Source organism: Microvirga sp. CF3016, from assembly GCF_036314085.1.
GTDB lineage: Bacteria > Pseudomonadota > Alphaproteobacteria > Rhizobiales > Beijerinckiaceae > Microvirga.
In genome coordinates this window covers 1-19,490 of the sequence record NZ_JAYGGM010000012.1, presented here as the reverse complement: position 1 = coordinate 19,490, position 19,490 = coordinate 1, and the positions used below count along the sequence as shown (strand labels likewise).

The window sequence follows — 19,490 nt, the reverse complement described above, 5'->3', positions numbered from 1 at the left end:
CCCCACAAGGGGGAGGAGAGTCCCCTGACCGTTGCGAATGCGTTCTAGCGTTTCCCCTGGCCGCCGGCCTTCTTCTCGAGCTCGCCGGGGCGGACCTCGCGGGCGACCTTGTCGAGCACCGCGTTCACGAGGCCCGGCTCGTCCTCGCCGTAGAAGCCGTGGGTCACGTCCACGTATTCCGTGATGACAACACGGGCCGGCACGTCCTTGCGGAACATCAGCTCATAGCCGCCTGCGCGCAGGATGGCGCGCAGCACCGCCTCGACCCGCTTGAGTGGCCAGTCGGTGGCGAGCGCATTGTCGATCATCACGTCGATCTCGCGCTGGTTCTTGACCACGCCCGAGAGGATGTCGCGGAAGAAGGCGTTGTCCGAGGGCTGGAACTCGATGCCTTCGACCTCGCGGCCGATCCAGAAGGCTTCGAACTCGGCGAGGGCATCGAGCACGGTCTTGCCCGACACGTCCATCTGGTAGAGCGCCTGGACGGCAGCGAGGCGAGCAGCCGAGCGCTCTGCTGGCTTCGTCATGATCAGGCCTCCAGTTTCTTCTTGATGCGCAGGACGGCCAGAGCCGCATCGACTGCTCCACCGCCCTTATTCAATTCATTCACGCTCGCCCGGGTCCAGGCCTGCTGCTCATTCTCGACCGTGAGAATGCCGTTGGCTAGCGGGATGCGGCGCGCGACGGAGAGGTCCATGAGGGCGCGGGCGCTCTCGCCCGCCACGATGTCGTAATGGCCGGTCTCGCCGCGGATCACGCAGCCCAGCGCCACGACGGCGTCGTAGGGCTTGCCCGCCTTCGCGGCGGCATCGAGCGCGATCGCGATGGTGGCCGGAATTTCGAGCGCGCCGTCCAGGGTCAGCAGGTCCATGGTGGCCTGCGCCGCCTCGACGGCGAGCTGCGCACCGCGCAGAAGCTCGTCGGCGATGTCGTCGTAGAAGCGGGCCTCGACGACCAGGATGCGGGCGCCGGGGACCGGCGGACGGGGGCTTTTCGGCTTGTCGGAAGGCGCGACCATAGTGGACCGTTCTGATTCGAAAATGCCTCTGCCCTCATCCTGAGGAGCAGCGAAGCTGCGTCTCGAAGGAGGTTCCAGAGAGCACTGGAAATGCCCTCGTCCTTCGAGACGGCCGCTGCGCAGCCTCCTCAGGATGAGGGCTTTGTTGAGGAAAGTTGAAAGTCCCTACTCCGCCCGGCGCGCATCCGCAAGCCGCGCGGCATAGCGGGCCATGAGATCGACCTCGAGGTTGAGCCGGTCGCCCACCTGCCGGTCGCCCCAGGTGGTGACGGCGAGCGTGTGCGGGATGATCAGCACGGAGAACATGTCGTCGTTCACCGAGTTCACGGTGAGCGACGTGCCGTCGAGGCACACCGAACCTTTTTCCGCGATGAACGGTGCCAGCGCGTGCGGCGCCTTGATGGTGAAGCGGGCCGTCGGCCCCCAGGGATCGTCGCCGCCGGTGATCGATTCCTTGGCCACGATGGTGGCGATGCCGTCCACGTGCCCGGTCACGATATGGCCGCCGAGCTCGTCGCCGATCTTCAGGGAGCGCTCCAGATTGACCCTGGTTCCGGCCGCCCATTCGCCCACGGTGGTGCGGTCGAGCGTTTCGGCTGCGGCATCCACGTCGAACCAGCAGCCGCCCTCGCGCGGGCCGACCGCCACCACGGTCAGGCACGGCCCGCCGCAGGCGATGGAGGCGCCCAGCGCAATGGTGGCGGGGTCGTAGGACGAATGAACACGCAGGCGCTTCAGGGTTCCCTGAGCCCCCTCGGCGGTTGCGATCTCACCGAGATCGGTGACGATACCCGTAAACATCAGGGTCTCTCCCAAAACATGAAAAGATCAGGGCCGGTCTGCTCCTCGGCCCAGGCATTCAGAAAATCCATCCGGTCCTGCAGGGCCAGGCCGAGCGCCGGCACATCGCCTTGCCCCCGGGCCGAGCGGCCGGTGATCAGGACCAGTTCATCGACAAGGTCGGCCTTCGCCAGCGCATCCGCGAGTCCGGGCCCGCCTTCGCAGAAGACGCGGGTGAGCCCGCGCGTGCCGAGAAGCTGCATTGCTTCTTCCAGAGCGACATGTCCGCTCTCGTCGGCCGAAACCCGCAGAACCTCGACACCAAGCGCGGTCAGAGTCCGCTCGGCGTCGACCGGTGCATTAACGGTCGTCAGGATCCAGGTCGGAATCTCCCGTGCCCCGGCGGCTACCCGGGCGCTCGGGGGCGTTCGCAGATGAGAATCGACGACGATGCGCACCGGCGAGCGGGCCTCCAGGCCCGGCAGGCGGACGTTCAGAAGCGGATCGTCGGCGAGAACGGTGCCGACTCCGACCATGATCGCATCCGCATGGACGCGCATCAGGTGGACCTTCCCGTTGGCGATCTCGCCCGTGAGCATCAGGCGGGGCCCCTGTCGCGAGCCGGCGAACCCCTCAGTGCTGCGCGCGAGCTTCACCGTGACCGCCGGACGTCCCTTCAAGATGCGGGTGCTGTGGCCTCGATGGAGCCTGGCTCCTTCCGCAGCAAGGCAGCCGACGGCTGTCGGAATTCCCGCGCGGCCGAAGCGCTCCGGGCCCTGACCGGCAGCGAAGGGACTCGGGTCGGGCACGCCGACCACCAGCCGGCCGATTCCGGCCGCGACGATGAGATCCGTGCAGGACGGGCCGTGATGGCTGCTGCTTCGGGCGGCACAGGGCTCGAGGGTCACGTAGAGCGTAGCGCCTTTGGACCTTCCTCCAGCCGTTTCTAGGGCGATCCGTTCGGCATGGGGCCTACCGCCCGGCTGGGTGACGCCTTGGCTCAGGATGACCGGCGCTTCGCCGCTCTCGTCCACCAGCACGGCGCCGACCGAAGGGTTGGGCCAGGTGAGCCCGAGGTTGCGCTCGCCGAGCGCCACGGCCAGGCGCATGAAGCGCTCGTCTTGATGGTCTGGCGCAAGAAGCCTAAGCAGCCCTCCTCCCCCTTGTGGGGAGGAGTTGGAGGTGGGGGTGTCAGCGTGACCTTCTGACGAAACGGCGCTCACACCCCCACCCTGACCCTCCCCACAAGGGGGAGGGAAACACGCGCTACATTCTTTACCGGCCGGATCCTGAGACATCCGGTCAGGCGGCCGTCCGTTCACGCCGGGGTCGCTCATTGCTCGCTCGGCGCGCGCTTCTTCTTCGGCGGAGGCGGCAGGTCGTCCTCACCCTCCCCTTCGGCCAACTTGCCAAGGATCTCCTCGAAGTCCTTGGCCTCACGGAAGTTCTTGTAGACGGAGGCGAAGCGCACATAGGCGACGTCGTCGAGACCCTTCAGGCCCTCCATGACGAGCTCACCCACCGTCTCGCTCGGCACCTCGCCGTCGCTCATGCTCTCGAGCTGGCGCACGATGCCGTTGATCATCCGCTCCACCCGCTCCGGATCCACGGGACGCTTGCGCAGCGCGACCTCGACCGATTGCTGCAGCTTGTCCCGGTCGAACGGCACCCGCCGGCCGGAGCGCTTCAGCACCGTGAGTTCACGCAGCTGCACGCGCTCGAAGGTCGTGAAGCGGCCGCCGCAATCCGGGCAGATGCGGCGACGGCGGATGGACGAGGAATCGTCCGTGGGGCGGGAATCCTTCACCTGGGTGTCCAGGCTCCCGCAATAGGGGCAACGCATGGATCGGCCTAAACCTCAGGCGTAGATCGGGAACCGGCGCGTCAGCTCGTGGACGCGGCCCTTGACCGATTCCTCGACCGAGGCATTGGCCTCCTCGCCGTGCTTGGCGAGCCCGTCCAGGGTCTCGACGATCAGCTCGCCCACCCGCTTGAACTCGGCCACGCCGAAGCCGCGCGAGGTGGCGGCCGGCGTCCCGAGGCGGATGCCGGAGGTGACCATCGGCTTCTCGGGATCGAAGGGCACGCCGTTCTTGTTGCAGGTGATGTGGGCGCGGCCCAGAGCAGCCTCGGCCGCCTTGCCGGTGAGCTTCTTCGGGCGCAGGTCGACCAGCATCAGGTGGTTGTCCGTGCCGCCGGCCACGATGGCGTAGCCGCCGGCCAACATGGTGTCGGCCAGCACCTTGGCGTTGTCGGCCACCGAACGGGCGTAGAGCTTGAACTCGGGGCGCAGGGCCTCGCCGAAGGCAACCGCTTTCGCCGCGATCACGTGCATGAGCGGGCCGCCCTGCAGGCCAGGGAAGATCGCGGAATTCACCTTCTTGGCGATGTCCTCGTCATTGGTGAGGATCATGCCGCCGCGAGGGCCGCGCAGGGTCTTATGGGTGGTGGTGGTGACCACGTGGGCATGCGGAAACGGTGACGGATGGGCGCCGCCGGCCACGAGGCCGGCGAAGTGGGCGATGTCGACCATGAAGAAGGCCCCGACCTCGTCGGCGATCTCGCGGAAGCGGGCGAAGTCCCAGAAGCGGGAATAGGCCGAGCCGCCGGCGACGATCACCTTCGGCCTGTGGGTGCGGGCGAGTTCCGCGACCTCGTCCATGTCGATGATCTGGTCGGTCTCGCGCACCTTGTAGCTCACCACGTTGAACCACTTGCCGGACATGTTCACGGGCGAGCCGTGGGTCAGGTGGCCGCCGCAGGCGAGATCGAGCCCCATGAAGGTGTCGCCGGGCTTCATGAGGGCCATGAACACCGCCTGGTTGGCCTGGGAGCCGGAATTGGCCTGCACGTTGGCGAACCGGCAGTCGAAGAGGCGCTTGGCGCGCTCGATGGCGAGCTCCTCGGCCATGTCGACGAACTGGCAGCCGCCGTAGTAGCGGCGGCCCGGATAGCCTTCCGCGTACTTGTTGGTCATCACCGACCCTTGAGCCTCCAGGACGGCGCGGGACACGATGTTCTCGGAGGCGATCAGTTCGATCTCGTCGCGCTGGCGGCCGAGTTCGAGCCCGATGGCGCGGGCGATCTCGGGATCGCTGTCGGCGAGGCTCGCCGAGAAAAAGCTGTTGGAGAGATGGCTGCTTGCCGCTTCACTCGCGCTCATGGATAACCCTCGCCTTCCTGTGAGCCCGGCAGGAACCGGCCGCTCGATCCGAATGTGCCCAGGCCTTTATCATGGCTGGCTCAAGGGAGCCAACCCACGCTTGAGACATGCCTCCGAGGTCGTGGAATTGCAACAGCTCGAAGGAACGTCGACGCTCCAGGTCAGGACCCCCGACGGGCAATTGCCCTGACGGTGCCGGCCGTTGTAACCAATTCTACCGCTTGCTTTCCGAGGAGACGCAGCATGGACCGGTTCACCGGCGGTTGCCTGTGCGGCAACGTCCGGATCGTGGCGTCGGGTCGTCCGTACCGGGTCGGCCTGTGTCATTGTCTCGACTGCCGCAAGCATCACGGGGCCGTTTTTTCCGCCTCGGCGATCTTTCCTCAGGATGCAGTAGCGGTCGACGGCGAAACCCGCGACTATGCCGGGCGGTTCTTCTGTCCCCGCTGCGGCTCGTCCGTCTTCTCGCGCACCGCGGACGAAATCGAGGTGCACCTGGGCTCCCTGGACGCTCCCGACCAGTTGAAGCCCACCTATGAAAGCTGGACCGTCCGTCGCGAGTCCTGGCTGCCGCCGTTTCCGCTCAAGCGGCGGTACGACCGTGATCGCGACCACACGGGTCGCTCTGAGGATTAGTCGGCACGAGCAGCGCGAAGGCGCCGTCGCTCCTGCCGGCCGCGATCGGAAGAGCGCTGCGCTCCGTCGAAACGAAATCACCGGCACTGGGCCGGTGATGACGTAACGATTGGAACGGAGTTCGCTCAGAACCTCAGTTCTGCAGGAACATCTCTTCGTCCGGCTCGGTCGGGGTGCGGCTGGCGACCGGGATGGCGTTGCCGAGGCCGTCCTTGTTGTAGATGTCGTCGCGGAACTGGACGAGGCCGTCCGGGGTCGCCCAGGCCGTCATGTAGATCCAGTGGATCGGCACCGGCTGCGCCAGGCGGGCGTCGATGCGCTCGCCGGACTTGAAGGTCGCGTCGATCTGCTCGCGGGACCAGCCGGGGGTGTCCTTCAGGAGCCACTCGATGTAGTCGCGCACGTTCTGGATGCGGATGCAGCCCGAGGAGACGAAGCGGAAATCGTCGCCGAAGATGCCCTTGGAGGGCGTGTCGTGCATGTAGACCCCGTGCTGGTTCGGGATGTTGATGCGCACGAAGCCCATGGAGTTCAGGTCGCCGCCCGGATCCTGGCGGAAGCGGTAGCGGGTCGCCTCGTCCGAGAACCAGTTGATCTGGCTGGAGGGAACCTCCTGGCCGGCCGCGTTGAAGATGCGGATCCGGTTCTCGGCCAGGTAGTTCGGCTCCTTCTGCATCTTCGGGATGAGGTCCTTCTTCACCACCGAGGCGGGAGCCGTCCAGAACGGGTTGAAGTTGACCTCGACCACCTTGGAGTTCAGGAGCGGCGACTGGCGGTCGATCTTGCCGACGCCGGCGGCGTGGCGGGTGTGGACGACGCCGCCCTCCACCGTCTCCACGAGAGCGGCCGGGATGTTGGCGACAGCGTAGCGGTTGGGAAGACCGCTGCCGACGAGGGTCCGCAGGCGGGCCACGTTGATCTCGAGCTGGCGGATGCGCATCTCGACCGGCACGTTCATGGCGGCCACCGTCGGGGCCGTGATGGTCCCGGTGGAGCTGATGCCATGGCGGGCCTGGAACCGGCGGACGGCGGCCTCGACGTAGGAATCGAAGATCGGCGATTCGCCGGCGGCCTGATCGAGGTCGCCGGTGATGATGAGGCGCTGGCGCAGGGCCATGACGGCCGGGCTCTTGGAGCCGACACGCAGGCCCTGGACGCCCTGCACAGGCTGCCAGCCGCCGCGGGCCGCGATGTTGCGGTAGTACTCGATCATCTGCTCGGTGGCGGCGAGCGCCTCCGCCGACAGCATCGGGGTCGATGTGCGCTGCACGCGGGTGCGGGACACCGCCTCGTAGTTCTGCGACCACTCGGCCTGGCTCTGGGCGAACTGCTGGGCCAGGGCTCCGGTAGCCGGCGTGAAGATCAGGGCGAGCGATCCGGTCAGGAGGGTACGGCGAGAGAACATGAGCGCAGGCTCTTCCCGGTTAGATGTTGCGATCATGGGAGCAGCGGACGGGCGTCCGCAACAGCCCCCTTCCCAGCGATAAGTGCCGGGATAGAATTAAAGAACGGTATCGAAAACGAGGAACATCGGGGCCGATTTATGGCAAACCCGCCTGCCTGATGCTCCTGGTGACTCGTAAACGCCTTCGGAGCCTATGTAACTTTGAACTGTGCTCTTGAGGATACACTTCTGCGTGAGGAGCTTGGCAGAACTCGCTCGATCAGTGGTTTTCTCAATGGTTCTCTTGGGCGGCCAGCCAAGAGATGCCGAGATAAACCGCGATCAGGGTCAGGAAGAACGCCACCGTCATGACGCCGCTTGAGACGATTCCCGGGAAGAAGGCAGCCAGAATCAGGTGGCTCATGACGGCGAGCAGCCACATGATCCCGCCCCAGGTGCTGGCCATCCACAGGCCGACCGCCGCGACCAGGTCGATCAGGGCGAAGTAGATCACCGTGGCCTGGTAGCCCGTGGAGCGGGCCTCGAACTGGCCCACCGGCGTCCAGATGCCGAGGATCACCGCCCAGGCGCTCAGGCCCTTCATGATCCAGAGGATCGCCAGGACCCGCATGAACCAGGTGAGCACGAAGCTCCAGCGCATGACCGAGCTGGCGACGGGACGCTCCTCGATCCGGTCGGATAGGTATTCCCGGGCGGCCGGGGAGGATGGGGTCGGGCTGCCGTTGCGTGCCATCAGGCGACCTCCAGGTCCCGGTCGCCCAGGCTGGCAAAATGCCGCTCGATCGCCGCCGCATCCACCTCGGCCAGGGAGGCGGGCCGCCAGCGGGGCTGGTTGTCCTTGTCGATCAGGACCGCCCGCACGCCCTCGTGAAAGTCGTGGCCATCGCCGATCCGCGAAACGATGCGGAACTCGGTTCGCATGGCCTCCTCGAACTCCAGGGCCGCGCCCCGGCGCACCTGCTCGAAGGCCAGGTTCATGCTGGTGGGCGACTTCGTGCGCATCGTCGCGGCGGTCTTCGCGGCGAAGTCGGAGCCGTTTCCGGCCGCCCGGTCGAGGCGGGCCAGGATCTCGGCCACGCTCTCGCCGGAAAAGCAGGAATCGATGATCTCCCGCTCGACCTCCAGGGGAGCCGGACCAGGATCCGCAGCAACCCGGGAGAGAGTCACTTCGACCGGGTCTCCGCCGACGAGCGCCTCGCGCAGATCTTCGATGTTGCCGCTCGGCACCGCATGGGTCGCTAGGCCCAGCATCAGGGCATCGGCCCGCTTCACCCGCTCCCCCGTCAGCGCGAGATACATGCCCGTCTGCCCCGGCAGGCGCGGCAGCGCATAGGTGGCGCCCACGTCGGGGAAGAAGCCGATTCCGACCTCGGGCATGGCGAAGAGGTAGCGGTCGCCCGCCACCCGATGGGTGCCGTGCAGGGACACGCCGACCCCGCCGCCCATGCAGATCCCGTCGACGAGGGCGACGTACGGCTTCGGGTAGCGCTTGATCCGGATGTTGAGCTGGTATTCCTCGCGCCAGAAGGCGAGCGCCTCTTCGCGCCGGCCGGCCTTGAGGTCCTCCGTGAGTTGGCGAATATCGCCGCCAGCGCAGAAGGCCTTCTCGCCCGCTCCCTGGACGACGATCCGCGTCACGGCCGGGTCCTGCGTCCACGAATCGAGCGCCCGGCGCATCTCGCGCACCATGGCGAGCGTCAGGGCATTGAGCGCCTTCGGACGGTTGAGCGTGATGAGTCCCGCTTCGCCCCGCCTCTCGCAGAGCACCTCGACGCTCTCGTCCATGAAACACTCCTTCATCTCGGTCCGGCTTAAAACAAGGCTGCGGCCAGCCGTCAATGGACACGGTGTCATTCCCGGCCGAAGCGCAGCGGAGGGGAAGGGAATCCACCCGCGCGCTCGGCGCCATGGATCCTCTTCCCTCGCCTTCGGCTCGCCGAGGATGACGCTATGGTCCAGCCGTCAATGCATGGCTGGGTTGAGGCCAATTTCACATGGATCGGGCCAATGTGCGACCTCGAACCCTTTTTTAGAGCGTTTTAAATGTGCTAACCCTCTCAGGCATCGGCCGGCGCATCGAAGCCGGCTCTGGATGAGGATGATGTCGAAACTGTCGCCGTTCCCCCGCCGCACCTCGGACGAAGCTCCCACTTCCTCCCTGAACCTGTCCCACCGCCTGCGGCGCAACCGCAAGGCCGAGTGGTCGCGGCGGCTCGTGCAGGAGAACGTGCTGACCGTCAACGATCTTATCTGGCCGATCTTCCTCGTGGAGGGCACCAGCGGCCGCCACCCGGTCGCGTCCATGCCGGGCGTCGAGCGTCTCACCATCGGCGAGGCGGTGCGCGAGGCCGAGCGGGCGGCATCCCTCAAGATCCCGGCCATCGCGCTCTTTCCCTATACGGATCCCTCCTTGCGCGATCCGGCCGGGTCGGAATCCCTCAACGGCCGCAACCTGGTGTGCCGCACCGTCCGCGAGATCAAGCAAGCCGTGCCGAATATCGGCATCATCTGCGACGTGGCGCTCGATCCCTATACCAGCCATGGCCATGACGGCGTGATGGACGGCGAGCGCATCCTCAACGACGAGACCGTCGCCCTGCTCGTGCGCCAGGCGGTGCTCCAGGCCGAGGCCGGCGCCGACATCATAGCCCCGTCCGACATGATGGACGGGCGCGTGGCGGCCATCCGCGAAGGCCTCGACGCCGCCGGGTTCCAGGACGTGCAGATCATGGCCTATGCGGCGAAATACGCCTCCGCCTTCTATGGCCCGTTCCGGGACGCCATCGGCACCAGCGCGTGCCTCGTCGGCGACAAGCGCACCTATCAGATGGACCCGGCCAATTCCGACGAGGCCCTGCGCGAAGTGGCGCTCGATCTCGAGGAGGGCGCGGACATGATCATGGTCAAGCCCGGCATGCCTTATCTCGACGTCGTCCGGCGGGTGAAGGACAGCTTCGCCGTGCCAACCTTCGCCTACCAAGTCTCCGGCGAGTATGCCATGATCCAGGCCGCGGCCGGGAACGGCTGGATCGACGGAGAAAGGGCGATGATGGAGAGCCTCCTGGCCTTCAAGCGTGCAGGCGCGGACGGCATCCTCACCTACTTCGCCCCCCGGGTCGCGGAAAAGCTGAAGAACCAGGGCTGACGCTCGATCACAATTGAGGGCTCACCCCGTGTCAGGCTCATCACTCCTCAGAGACTGGCCCAGGAAGTGAGTGTGACTGAGCGGAGATCGGTCAAACACGCGCCCAGCCCTCCTCCCCCTTGTGGGGATGAGTTGGAGGTGGGGGTGCCGGCGCCAGAGCCTCATAGGTTATCGCTCACACCCCCACCCTTTTTCCCTCCCCACAATGGGGAGGGAAAAAGCGCCCCGACATTCTCCACGTGGCTCCGTACAGGCTCGATTCTTACAGTGGTGCGCTTGGCCGCCTGCCTGCTGGCCTTCAGCCTTTTGCCGGCCTGCAGCATCTCCATCGACGCCGAGCAGGCGCGGGTCTGCCGCTCCACCCTTCCGGCGCTCAATTCCGGTGCGGCGATCACCGTGGAGCGCATCCAGACAGGTCCCGTCCCGCGGAGCCTGCGGGTCGACTATCTGGCGCGGTACCCGGGCCGCCCGGTACTCGAACGCTACGCAATCTGTCAGTTCGTCGCCGAGGGGCTCTCGCCGAACAAGGCGGAGCTGACGGGTCTTGCAACCGAACTGGGCCCGGTCTCGGGCGCCAGCCTCTATCTCCTGAAGCGCTATTATCTCGAGACGCCCGAGGGAACCGCTGGCGATCCCGGCAGTCGGATCGGCGCCGACGTGCTCGAAATCCCCCGAGACGCCGCCTATTGGCTGCAGCAGATCCTGGTGAGCCTGCCGCGAACCGCCATCTATGCCCTGCTCTCCGTCGCCTTCGCGCTCGTCTTCGGCCTGAGCGGGCGGATCAATCTGGCGTTCGGGGAGCTGGCGGCGGTCGGCTCCGCCGCGACGATCGCAGGGGCGTCTATCGTGCTGAGTTCCGGCGCGAGCGCCCCCGTCCTCGGCCTGGCGGCCGGTCTCGCCGCATCGATGTTCGCAGGCGCCATCCACGGCGCCGTCGGCGGGTACTTCACCATCGGCCGGATCGTCAGCGCCAGCCCGCAGCCGAGCCTAATCGCGACGGTCGGGTTCTCGCTCTTCCTGATGGAATACCTGCGCCTCGCGCAAAGTCCGGTGACGGTCTGGCTGCCGCCGATCTGGTCGCAGGCCTGGCCCCTCGTCCGGGCGGGCGAGTTCATCGTCAGCCTGACGCCGATCACCGTGATTACGGCCGGCATCGGTCTCCTGGCGGCCCTCGGCCTCCTCTGGCTCGTTCAGGTCACGCGGTTCGGGCGGGCGTGGCGGGCTTATGCGGACGATGCCCATGCCGCGGCCCTCATGGGCGTCAACGGCCCTCGCCTCCTCGTCCAGACCCTGGCGCTCGCCGGAGCCATGGCCGGGCTCTCGGGCATGCTGATCGTCGCGCAATACGGCGGCCTCGGCTTCGCCGGTGGCTTCCAGTACGGTCTCAAGGCGCTGATCGCCGCCATCATCGGCGGCATCGGCTCCATCCCCGGCGCGATGCTCGGAGGCTTCGCCGTAGGCTTGTTCGAAACCCTCTGGTCGGCGTATCTCCCCATCGAGATACGCGATATGGCTCTTTACGCGGCCCTGGTGGTCTTTCTGATCTTTCGGCCCGGCGGCCTGCTGGGATTCAGGGATCCGACACCACGACCCGTTTAAGGGTGTACAATAAGAATCCGGAGGACCACGTGGCCGAATACGCCATCACCATCGAGGACGTGAAGCGCGCGGCGGAGACCATTCAGGGCGAGGTCCTGCGAACGCCCCTCGTGCCCGCCCCTCGCCTGTCGCAGCTCACCGGCGCGACCGTGTTCGTGAAGCACGAGAACATGCAGCCCACCGGCTCGTTCAAGGAGCGCGGCGCCGCCACCAAGCTGGAGAGCCTTGCGCCGGCCGAGCGCGGACGCGGCGTCATCGCCATGTCGGCCGGCAACCACGCCCAGGCCGTCGCCTACCATGCACGCCGCCTCGGCATCCCCGCCACCATCGTGATGCCGGAAGGCACTCCGCTGGTGAAGGCGGAGAACACCCGCTCCTACGGCGCCCGCGTCATCCTGGAAGGCGAGACGCTCTACGAATCCGCCGCCCGCGCCCGTGAGATCGCCGAACAGGAGGGGCTCGTCTTCGTCCACCCCTATGACGACCCGAAGGTCATGGCCGGCCAAGGTACGGTCGCCCTCGAAATGCTCGCCGATGCTCCCGATCTCGACCAGATCGTCGTTCCTATCGGCGGCGGCGGGCTCATCTCCGGGATCGCAGTGGCCGCGAAGGCGATCAGACCGTCCATCGAGATCGTCGGCGTGGAAGCGGCCCTCTACCCCTCCTTCCGCAATGCCATCCTGGGCGAGAACCAGCCCATCGGCGGCGCCACGCTGGCGGAAGGCATCGCGGTGAAGACCGTAGGCCAGCTGCCCCTGCCCATCGTGCGCGATCTGGTGTCCGACATCATCCCCGTCGAGGAGGCGCTGATCGAGCGCGCGGTCAATGCCTATGCGACGCTTCAGCGGACGATGGCGGAGGGCGCCGGCGCGGCCGGCCTCGCGGCCATGATGGCGGCTCCCGGGCGCTTCCAGGGCAAGCGGGTCGGGCTCGTGCTCTGCGGCGGCAACATCGACGCACGGATCCTGGCCTCCGTGATGGTGCGCGAACTGGAACGGGACGACCGGATCACGTCCTTCCGCATCACGTCCAACGACCGCCCGGGCTTCCTGGGCCGGGTGGCAAGCCTTCTCGGCAGTCTCGGGGCCAATATCCTGGAGGTTTCCCACGGCCGGTTGTTCCTGGACGTACCGGCCAAGGGCGTTTCCATCGACATCACTATCGAAACGCGGGATCGAGCACATACATTGGAGGTGTTCGAGGCCCTTGCGGCGGAGGGGCTCGCACCGCAGCGGATCGAATCCCGCAGCCTGCCCGAGACCGCCTTCTGAGGAGTGAACGATGGTCAACCAACCGTACCCGCCGACGCTGAACTATCCGTCCTACGCGCTGGACACCCGCATGACGGAAGGCGTGATCTCGCGGCGCTTCTGGGCCTATCTGATCGATCTGGTCGTGATCGCCCTCTGGGTCGTGCTGATCTCCATCGGCATCTTCTTCCTCGGGATCATCACGCTCGGTCTCGGCTGGGGGCTGTTCTTCGCCCTGCCGCTCACCGCCCTGATCTTCATCGTCTACAACGCCGTCACGATCGGCGGCGCCTCGCAGGCGACGGTGGGCATGCGCTATATGGGCCTGCGCGTGATCGACCCGCGCACCGGCAGAGGCGTCTCGCCGCTCTCGGCCGCCGTGCACGCGCTCTTCTTCTACGTCGCGATCTCGACCTTTCTGCTCTGGGCCTGCGACGTGCTCGTCGGCTTCGTCCGGGACGACCGGCGCTTCATCCGCGACCTGCTCACCGGCATGATGGTCGTGCGGGCGTAAGGGATCGGATCTCAAAACCCGCCCACGTCATCACCGGCCTTGTGCCCGTGATCCTGATCCGAAGAACGCTGTGCCTCGAACAATCGGGATGGCCCGCACCGAGTTGGCCATGACGGGGAGGATGTCATTCCCGGTCGGAGCGCAGCGAAGAGGAAGGGAATCCGCACACACGCTCATCGCCATGGATCCCCTTCCCGCCCTTCGTGCGCCGGGGATGACACTGCGGCTTGTGCCGCGCGAAATCAAACGCCTGTGACATTCGCCCTCTTTTCCTGGACGTCGCCGACACCAATGTTATCCTTGAGCGTTGACGAAGCGCTCAAGGTTTCTCCACAAGGCTTTCCCGATTGACGAGCCAGCCCCGCGACGCACCGCAATTCTATCTCACCTCCCCGTCCGCGTGCCCCTATCTGCCGGGCAAGGAGGAGCGCAAGGTCTTCACGCACATCGTGGGGCGACGCGGCCGGGAGCTGAATGAAATTCTCACTCAAGGCGGCTTCCGGCGCTCACAGACGATTGCCTACCGGCCAGCCTGCGACGCGTGCCGCGCCTGCGTGTCGGTCCGCGTGCTCGTGGACGAGTTCGAGCCCTCCGGCAACCTGAGGCGTGTTCTGAAGGACAATGCCGATCTGATCGGCAACCCGCTGCCCAACCGTCCCACATCGGAGCAATATTCGCTCTTCCGCCGCTACGTCGATACGCGCCACTCCGATGGCGGCATGGCCGACATGACGGTGCTCGACTATTCCATGATGGTCGAGGACAGCCACGTGGACACGAAGATGATCGAGTATCGCCGGCGCGGGATCGACAGCGGCCTCACCGGTCGGGGCTCGGGCGATCTGATCGCCGTCAGTCTCACGGACGAGATGAGCGACGGCCTCTCCATGGTCTATTCGTTCTACGAACCGGAGATGCTGGATCGCAGCCTCGGCACCTTCATGATCCTCGACCATATCCGCCGCGCCAAGGCCATGGGCCTGCCCTATCTCTATCTCGGCTATTGGGTCGAGGGCTCGAAGAAGATGGGATACAAGGCCCGTTTCAAGCCGCAGGAGCGGCTCATGGCGCAGGGCTGGGTGCGGGCGGACTGAGCCCGCCCTGCAGGCTCGCCGACCGGGCTTGATCCCGCGGCCATGGCTCAGCCGTTGTCTTCCGAACGTCCCTCATAGAGGCGACGGCTCTTGCTGCGCATCAGGCGGAACGTCCCCGCGTTCGGCCGACCTTTGGCCGCCGCTCCGCCCGGCTGCACCGCCTTGCCGCGCTGCATCGTCGGCTGCTGCGCCTGAGTTCCGGGCTGGGGTGCCGGCTGGGACGAACGGATCGCGTTCATCACCGACCCGAGGGGCAGCGATTGACCCATGGCCGCAGGGGCCACGAAGAGCGAGCTGCACGCGAGTCCGGCAATCCATAAAAGGCGAACGATCATCGGGTCATCCTTTCCGAAAAGGCAGTCGAAGCACTCCCTGCCTTAAAGGAAGTTCCTGGCAACCGAGCCCTCCGAACGGAGAGGCTGGATCGGATAAATTCGGAACAACCACGCCTGCCCCTTGTTCGTTGCGTAATCCTCCCGCGAACGAAGGTGCGCCATGGCCAAGATCCTGGTCCTCTACTACTCCTCCTACGGCCATATCGAGACGATGGCGCAGGCCGTCGCGGAGGGCGCCCGCTCCGTCGCCGGTGCCGAGGTCACGGTGAAGCGCGTGCCGGAACTGGTGCCGGAGGAGATCGCGCGCAAATCCGGCCTGAAGATCGACCAGGAGGCGCCGATCGCCGACCCGAACGAGCTCGGCGACTACGACGCCATCATCTTCGGCACGCCGACCCGCTACGGCAACATGGCCGCCCAGATGCGCAACTTCCTCGACCAGACCGGCGGCCTCTGGGTGAAGGGCGCGCTCATCGGCAAGGTCGGCAGCGTCTTCGCCTCGACGGCCACGCAGCATGGCGGACAGGAGACCACCATCACGTCGTTCCACACCACGCTCCTGCACCACGGCATGGTCATCGTCGGCCTGCCCTATTCCTATCCGGGCCAGACCAAGATGGACGAGGTATCCGGCGGCACGCCCTACGGGGCGACGACGCTCGCGGGCGGCGACGGCTCGCGGCAGCCGAGCGAGAACGAACTCGGCGGCGCCCGCTTCCAGGGCCGGCATGTGGCCGATATCGCAGCCCGGCTCGAACGCGGAGCGGGCGAGCGCGGCCCCGTGCCGCCGGACATGAACAACCCAACGGAGACCACGGGCGGGACGGCGGGTCAGTCGTGACGCACGTCATCACCGGCCTTGTGCCGGTGATCCCGATGGATTGAAGCGCCGCGCCCTACGGATCGGGATGCCCGGCACAAGGCCGGCCATGACGTAAGGTGGAGCCACCAGGAACGACCGCCCGTCGAGTCTCACTCTCCGAACTTGTTCGACTTCGGGAAGCCCTTCGGCGGCAGGCGGCCGGCTTCGGTGCGGTCGCCCATCCAGTCGCGCAGGTCCTCCTTGGCGACCGTCCAGGTGCGGCCGGCGGTGTCCTTCCAGGTCAGGCCCTCCTTGAGCTTGAAGACCTTGGCGTCGGAGACGCCGCCGTCCTTGTAGCGTTGGAGGCGCACGCCCTTGCCGCGGGTCATCTCCGGCACCTGCTTGGCCGGGAAGACGAGGAGCTTGCGGTTCTCGCCGATGATCGCCACGTGATCGCCCTCGGCCTCGGTGCAGACCACCATCTTGGCCGGCGCGTCGAGATTGAGGATCTGCTTGCCCTTGCGGGTGTTCGCCGTGATCTCGTCGGTGGGCACCACGAAGCCGCGCCCATCCGTGGCCGCGACCAGCAGCTTCGAGCCCGCCCTGTAGGGGAAGGCCGCGATGAAGTCGGCACCCTCCTCCAGGTCGACCATGAGGCGGATCGGATCGCCGAAGCCACGGCCTCCCGGGAGCTTGGAGGCGTCGAGGGTGAAGAAGCGCCCGTTATCCGCCGCCACGACGATCTTGGACGTGGTCTCGGCGAAAAAGGAGACCTTCAGCGCATCGTCGCCCTTGAACTGCACGCCCGAGAGATCGGCCTGGTGGCCCTTCATGGCGCGGATCCAGCCCTTCTGGGATACGATCACCGTGATCGGCTCGCGCTCGATCATGGCTTCCGCGAAGTCGATGTCGGAGGTGTCCGGCGCCTCGGCGAAGGAGGTGCGGCGCTTGCCCAGCGCGGTCTCGGGTCCGAAGGTCTTGCGGACCTCCTTGATTTCGGCGGCGATCGTCTTCCACTGCACCTTCTCGGAGCCGAGAAGCTCCTCGATCTTGGCCTTCTCGTCCTGCAGGTTCTTCTGCTCGCGCTTGAGCTCCATCTCCTCGAGCTTGCGCAGCGAACGCAGGCGCGTGTCGAGGATGGCGTTGGCCTGGACCTCGGTGAGCTTGAAGACGCGCATCAGCTCGACCTTGGGCTCGTCCTCCTCGCGGATGATCTTGATGACCCGGTCGAGGTCGAGATAGACGATGAGCAGGCCACCCAGGATCTCCAAACGCCTGTCGATGGCAGCGAGACGGAAGCCCGAGCGGCGGATCAACACCTCGCGGCGGTGGTCGAGCCATTCGCGCAGGCACTCCGCGAGGCTCAGGACCTTCGGCACCTTGCCGCCGGCGAGCACGTTCACGTTCATCGGAATGCGGCTCTCGAGCTCGGTGAGCTTGAAGAGCGATTCCATCAGGATGATCGGATCGACCGTCTTGGTCCGCGGCTCGAGCACCACGCGGATATCCTCGGCCGATTCATCGCGCACGTCGGCGAGCAGCGGCAGCTTCTTCTCCTGCAGGAGCTCGGCGATCTTCTCGATCAGGCGGGATTTCGGCACCGAGTACGGGATCTCGGTGACGACGATCTGCCAGTTGCCGCGGCCAAGGTCCTCCTTGGCCCAGCGGGCGCGCACGCGGAACGATCCGCGGCCCGTGCGATAGGTCTCGGCCATGGCGGAGGGCGTGTCGACGATGATCCCGCCGGTCGGCAGGTCCGGGCCCGGCACGAACTGCATCAGCTGCTCGGACGTGGCGTTCGGCTTCGCGATGAGATGCAGCGCCGCGTCGCAGAGTTCGGCCGCGTTGTGCGGCGGGATCGAGGTCGCCATGCCGACCGCGATGCCCTGCGAGCCGTTGGCGAGCAGGTTCGGGAAGGCCGCCGGGAGCACCACCGGCTCCTCGTTGGTCTGGTCGTAGGTCTCGCGGAAATCGACCGCGTCCTCGTCGATGCCTTCGAGCAGCAGCCGCGCGACTTCGGTCATGCGCGCCTCGGTGTAGCGCATGGCCGCCGCGTTATCGCCGTCGATATTGCCGAAATTGCCCTGCCCGTCCGCCAGCGGATAGCGCTGGGCGAAATCCTGCGCCATGCGCACCAGGGCATCGTAGATCGACTGGTCGCCATGGGGGTGGAACTGACCCATCACGTCGCCGACGATGCGGGCGCACTTCTTGGGCGCCGACCGGGGATCGAGGCGCAGCAGGCGCATGGCGTGCAGGATGCGGCGGTGGACGGGCTTCAGCCCGTCGCGCGCGTCCGGCAGCGCCCGGTGCATGATGGTGGAGAGCGCATAGGCGAGATAGCGCTCCTCCAGGGCGTCCTTGAGATTGATGTTCTCGATCTCGCCCCCTGACGGCGGATTGACCGGCTTACCCATTCGTCGAAATCCTCAATTGCGAATCGCTTCTTATCATCTGAAAAGAGAACATAACAGAAACAAAGCTCATCCGTCCCCAGCTGTGGCCAGTGCGACGAAACGCGCCCGCTCCTCCGGAGCCTTCTGTCCCTGGGGCTCGAAGACGTTGTGATGCAGGAAGAAATCGGTCAGGGCAAATCCCGCCCGGATCTCCTCCTCGCCGGGCCGGTTGGAGCGGGATTGGCCGATCAGGAAGCCCGGCAGCTTCAGGAGCCTGTCCTTGTAGGGTTCACCGGCCTCGGCGGAAACGGCCCGTCCGCTTCTCGGTGAGACATAGGTCAGGTTCCGCTCGGTCCCGGTGGCCGCGCAGGAGGTCAGGTCGAGGCCGAAGCCGAGCTCGGTCAGCATGGCGAGCTCGAACCGGACGAAGAGGGCCGGTGCGAGATCCGGATCGTCCAAGTGATCGACCAGCACGATCAGAGTCTCGTAGAGGGCGAAATGCGGGTCCCGCTCCGGGAAGTAGCGCAGCAGGTGAGCCAGCGTCGCCAGGCCGTAGAGGGCCATGGACGAGTCCATGAGGCGCGCGGCCCGCAGTTTCAGGCCCTCGACCCGGAAGGTCCCGAGATGCTCATCGAGCCTCGCGCGCCATGTCGCCTGCACGGTGTTCCCCGGCTGGAGAACCGCCTGGAGGCTCTTCGAGCGGCCGCCATGGACGAGACCGAGATGGCGCCCGTGCTCGCGGGACATCAGCTCGAGGATGACGCTCGTTTCCCCATGTTTGCGGACGCCGAGAACGACGCCTTCATCTGTCCATTGCACCGGTTCGGCTGCCTTCGGCGAGAGTGTTTCCCAAACCCCAGATGTAAGCATTCAGGCGGCATTCATCCATATTTCTCAACGATATCCGTGAACTTCTAAAATTCTGTTTCAGCACCGGAATCCCGCGTTTTCGGAACCAATCCGGCACCCTGTCATTGTCGATGACTTAACTGTACCCAACGGTGAATTGAGGATCATGAAGCTTTCCCGTCTGTTTCTTGCGAGCACCGCGCTCCCCCTGATGCTGCTCCCGGCTCACGTGTCGGCGTTCCAGCCCGCACCCGCAACGCCCCTGGTTGTCGCCCAGGCCGGGCCCGCGACCGATGAGGAGCTGCCGCCTGGAGCCCGCCAGCGGCGGCAGGGACAGGATGGCGAACGCGGCGGCCGCCCCGGACAGGAGCGCCGGCAGGGCGGACAGGACCAGGGTGCCCCCGGCGCCGCGGAGGAACGCGGTCAGCGTCCGCCGCGCGGGGCAGGCCCCGGCGGTCCGGGATCCGACGACGCCCCCGGGACTCAGCGCCCCCGCCGTGAACC

At 66.4% G+C, this 19,490-nt stretch carries 19 protein-coding genes and 1 pseudogene; 8 read left to right on the top strand and 12 right to left on the bottom strand.

Features of this window, described 5'->3' with window-relative positions:
• Positions 1–44: 44 nt before the first annotated feature.
• The 6 genes from nusB to glyA form a co-directional block, all read right to left on the bottom strand.
• Complete coding sequence (nusB, locus tag VB672_RS17805) at positions 45–527, bottom strand: transcription antitermination factor NusB (protein ID WP_329785548.1); 483 nt, start codon at positions 525–527, stop codon at positions 45–47.
• A gap of 2 nt (positions 528–529) precedes the next feature.
• The gene (ribH, locus tag VB672_RS17800; protein ID WP_329785547.1) at positions 530–1,018 is read right to left on the bottom strand and encodes a 6,7-dimethyl-8-ribityllumazine synthase; all 489 of its coding nucleotides are present in this window, start codon (positions 1,016–1,018) and stop codon (positions 530–532) included.
• 165 nt (positions 1,019–1,183) lie between these two features.
• Entirely contained in the window at positions 1,184–1,819 is a 636-nt protein-coding gene (locus VB672_RS17795) for a riboflavin synthase (protein WP_329785546.1), read from the bottom strand.
• Positions 1,819–2,949 (bottom strand): bifunctional diaminohydroxyphosphoribosylaminopyrimidine deaminase/5-amino-6-(5-phosphoribosylamino)uracil reductase RibD, encoded by a 1,131-nt coding sequence (gene ribD, locus VB672_RS17790; protein ID WP_329785703.1) that lies wholly within the window; start codon positions 2,947–2,949, stop codon positions 1,819–1,821. The genes VB672_RS17795 and ribD overlap by 1 nt, the downstream gene beginning before the upstream one ends.
• 182 nt (positions 2,950–3,131) lie before the next feature.
• A complete protein-coding gene (gene nrdR / locus VB672_RS17785; protein WP_329785545.1) occupies positions 3,132–3,641 on the bottom strand; it encodes a transcriptional regulator NrdR in 510 nt (169 codons plus the stop codon).
• A gap of 15 nt (positions 3,642–3,656) precedes the next feature.
• On the bottom strand, positions 3,657–4,961 hold the full coding sequence (gene glyA / locus VB672_RS17780) for a serine hydroxymethyltransferase (RefSeq protein WP_329785544.1): 1,305 nt from the start codon (positions 4,959–4,961) through the stop codon (positions 3,657–3,659).
• Positions 4,962–5,204: 243 nt separating this feature from the next.
• Between glyA and VB672_RS17775 the strand changes: the two genes are divergently transcribed.
• Complete coding sequence (locus VB672_RS17775; RefSeq protein ID WP_329785543.1) at positions 5,205–5,597, top strand: GFA family protein; 393 nt, start codon at positions 5,205–5,207, stop codon at positions 5,595–5,597.
• Positions 5,598–5,730: 133 nt separating this feature from the next.
• Here VB672_RS17775 and VB672_RS17770 read toward each other — a convergent pair whose 3' ends face one another.
• The 3 genes from VB672_RS17770 to VB672_RS17760 form a co-directional block, all read right to left on the bottom strand.
• Positions 5,731–7,002 carry a L,D-transpeptidase family protein gene (locus VB672_RS17770; protein ID WP_329785542.1) on the bottom strand — a complete coding sequence of 424 codons (1,272 nt, stop codon included), beginning with the start codon at positions 7,000–7,002 and terminating at the stop codon, positions 5,731–5,733.
• A gap of 271 nt (positions 7,003–7,273) precedes the next feature.
• Positions 7,274–7,735 (bottom strand): DUF6163 family protein, encoded by a 462-nt coding sequence (locus VB672_RS17765; RefSeq protein WP_329785541.1) that lies wholly within the window; start codon positions 7,733–7,735, stop codon positions 7,274–7,276.
• A complete protein-coding gene (locus tag VB672_RS17760; protein ID WP_329785540.1) occupies positions 7,735–8,787 on the bottom strand; it encodes an enoyl-CoA hydratase/isomerase family protein in 1,053 nt (350 codons plus the stop codon). Before VB672_RS17760 ends, VB672_RS17765 begins: the two co-directional genes overlap by 1 nt.
• Before the next feature lie 316 nt (positions 8,788–9,103).
• Between VB672_RS17760 and hemB the strand changes: the two genes are divergently transcribed.
• The 5 genes from hemB to VB672_RS17735 all read left to right on the top strand — a co-directional run bounded on the left by hemB (position 9,104) and on the right by VB672_RS17735 (position 14,604).
• Positions 9,104–10,147: a porphobilinogen synthase gene (gene hemB, locus VB672_RS17755; protein ID WP_329785539.1), complete on the top strand. Its 1,044-nt coding sequence runs from the start codon at positions 9,104–9,106 to the stop codon at positions 10,145–10,147.
• A 267-nt stretch (positions 10,148–10,414) separates the two neighbouring features.
• Positions 10,415–11,746 (top strand): branched-chain amino acid ABC transporter permease, encoded by a 1,332-nt coding sequence (locus VB672_RS17750; RefSeq protein WP_329785538.1) that lies wholly within the window; start codon positions 10,415–10,417, stop codon positions 11,744–11,746.
• Between the two features lie 29 nt (positions 11,747–11,775).
• The gene (locus tag VB672_RS17745) at positions 11,776–13,017 is read left to right on the top strand and encodes a threonine ammonia-lyase (RefSeq protein ID WP_329785537.1); all 1,242 of its coding nucleotides are present in this window, start codon (positions 11,776–11,778) and stop codon (positions 13,015–13,017) included.
• A gap of 10 nt (positions 13,018–13,027) precedes the next feature.
• Positions 13,028–13,510, top strand: coding sequence for an RDD family protein (locus tag VB672_RS17740; protein ID WP_329785536.1), 483 nt, complete (start codon positions 13,028–13,030; stop codon positions 13,508–13,510).
• Positions 13,511–13,857: 347 nt separating this feature from the next.
• Positions 13,858–14,604 (top strand): arginyltransferase, encoded by a 747-nt coding sequence (locus VB672_RS17735; RefSeq protein ID WP_329785535.1) that lies wholly within the window; start codon positions 13,858–13,860, stop codon positions 14,602–14,604.
• A gap of 47 nt (positions 14,605–14,651) precedes the next feature.
• Here VB672_RS17735 and VB672_RS17730 read toward each other — a convergent pair whose 3' ends face one another.
• Positions 14,652–14,939: a hypothetical protein gene (locus VB672_RS17730; RefSeq protein WP_329785534.1), complete on the bottom strand. Its 288-nt coding sequence runs from the start codon at positions 14,937–14,939 to the stop codon at positions 14,652–14,654.
• A 160-nt stretch (positions 14,940–15,099) separates the two neighbouring features.
• On the opposite strand from VB672_RS17730, the gene wrbA reads away from it, so the two are divergent.
• Positions 15,100–15,780, top strand: a complete 681-nt coding sequence (gene wrbA, locus VB672_RS17725; protein WP_329785533.1) for an NAD(P)H:quinone oxidoreductase — start codon at positions 15,100–15,102, stop codon at positions 15,778–15,780.
• A 131-nt stretch (positions 15,781–15,911) separates the two neighbouring features.
• On the opposite strand, the gene parC is transcribed toward wrbA, so the two are convergent.
• A complete protein-coding gene (gene parC, locus VB672_RS17720; RefSeq protein WP_329785532.1) occupies positions 15,912–18,158 on the bottom strand; it encodes a DNA topoisomerase IV subunit A in 2,247 nt (748 codons plus the stop codon).
• A 66-nt stretch (positions 18,159–18,224) separates the two neighbouring features.
• The gene (gene recO / locus VB672_RS17715) at positions 18,225–18,956 is read right to left on the bottom strand and encodes a DNA repair protein RecO (protein WP_329785531.1); all 732 of its coding nucleotides are present in this window, start codon (positions 18,954–18,956) and stop codon (positions 18,225–18,227) included.
• A 196-nt stretch (positions 18,957–19,152) separates the two neighbouring features.
• Here recO and VB672_RS17710 point away from each other — a divergent pair.
• A pseudogene (locus VB672_RS17710) lies at positions 19,153–19,490 on the top strand (hypothetical protein); the annotation flags it as partial.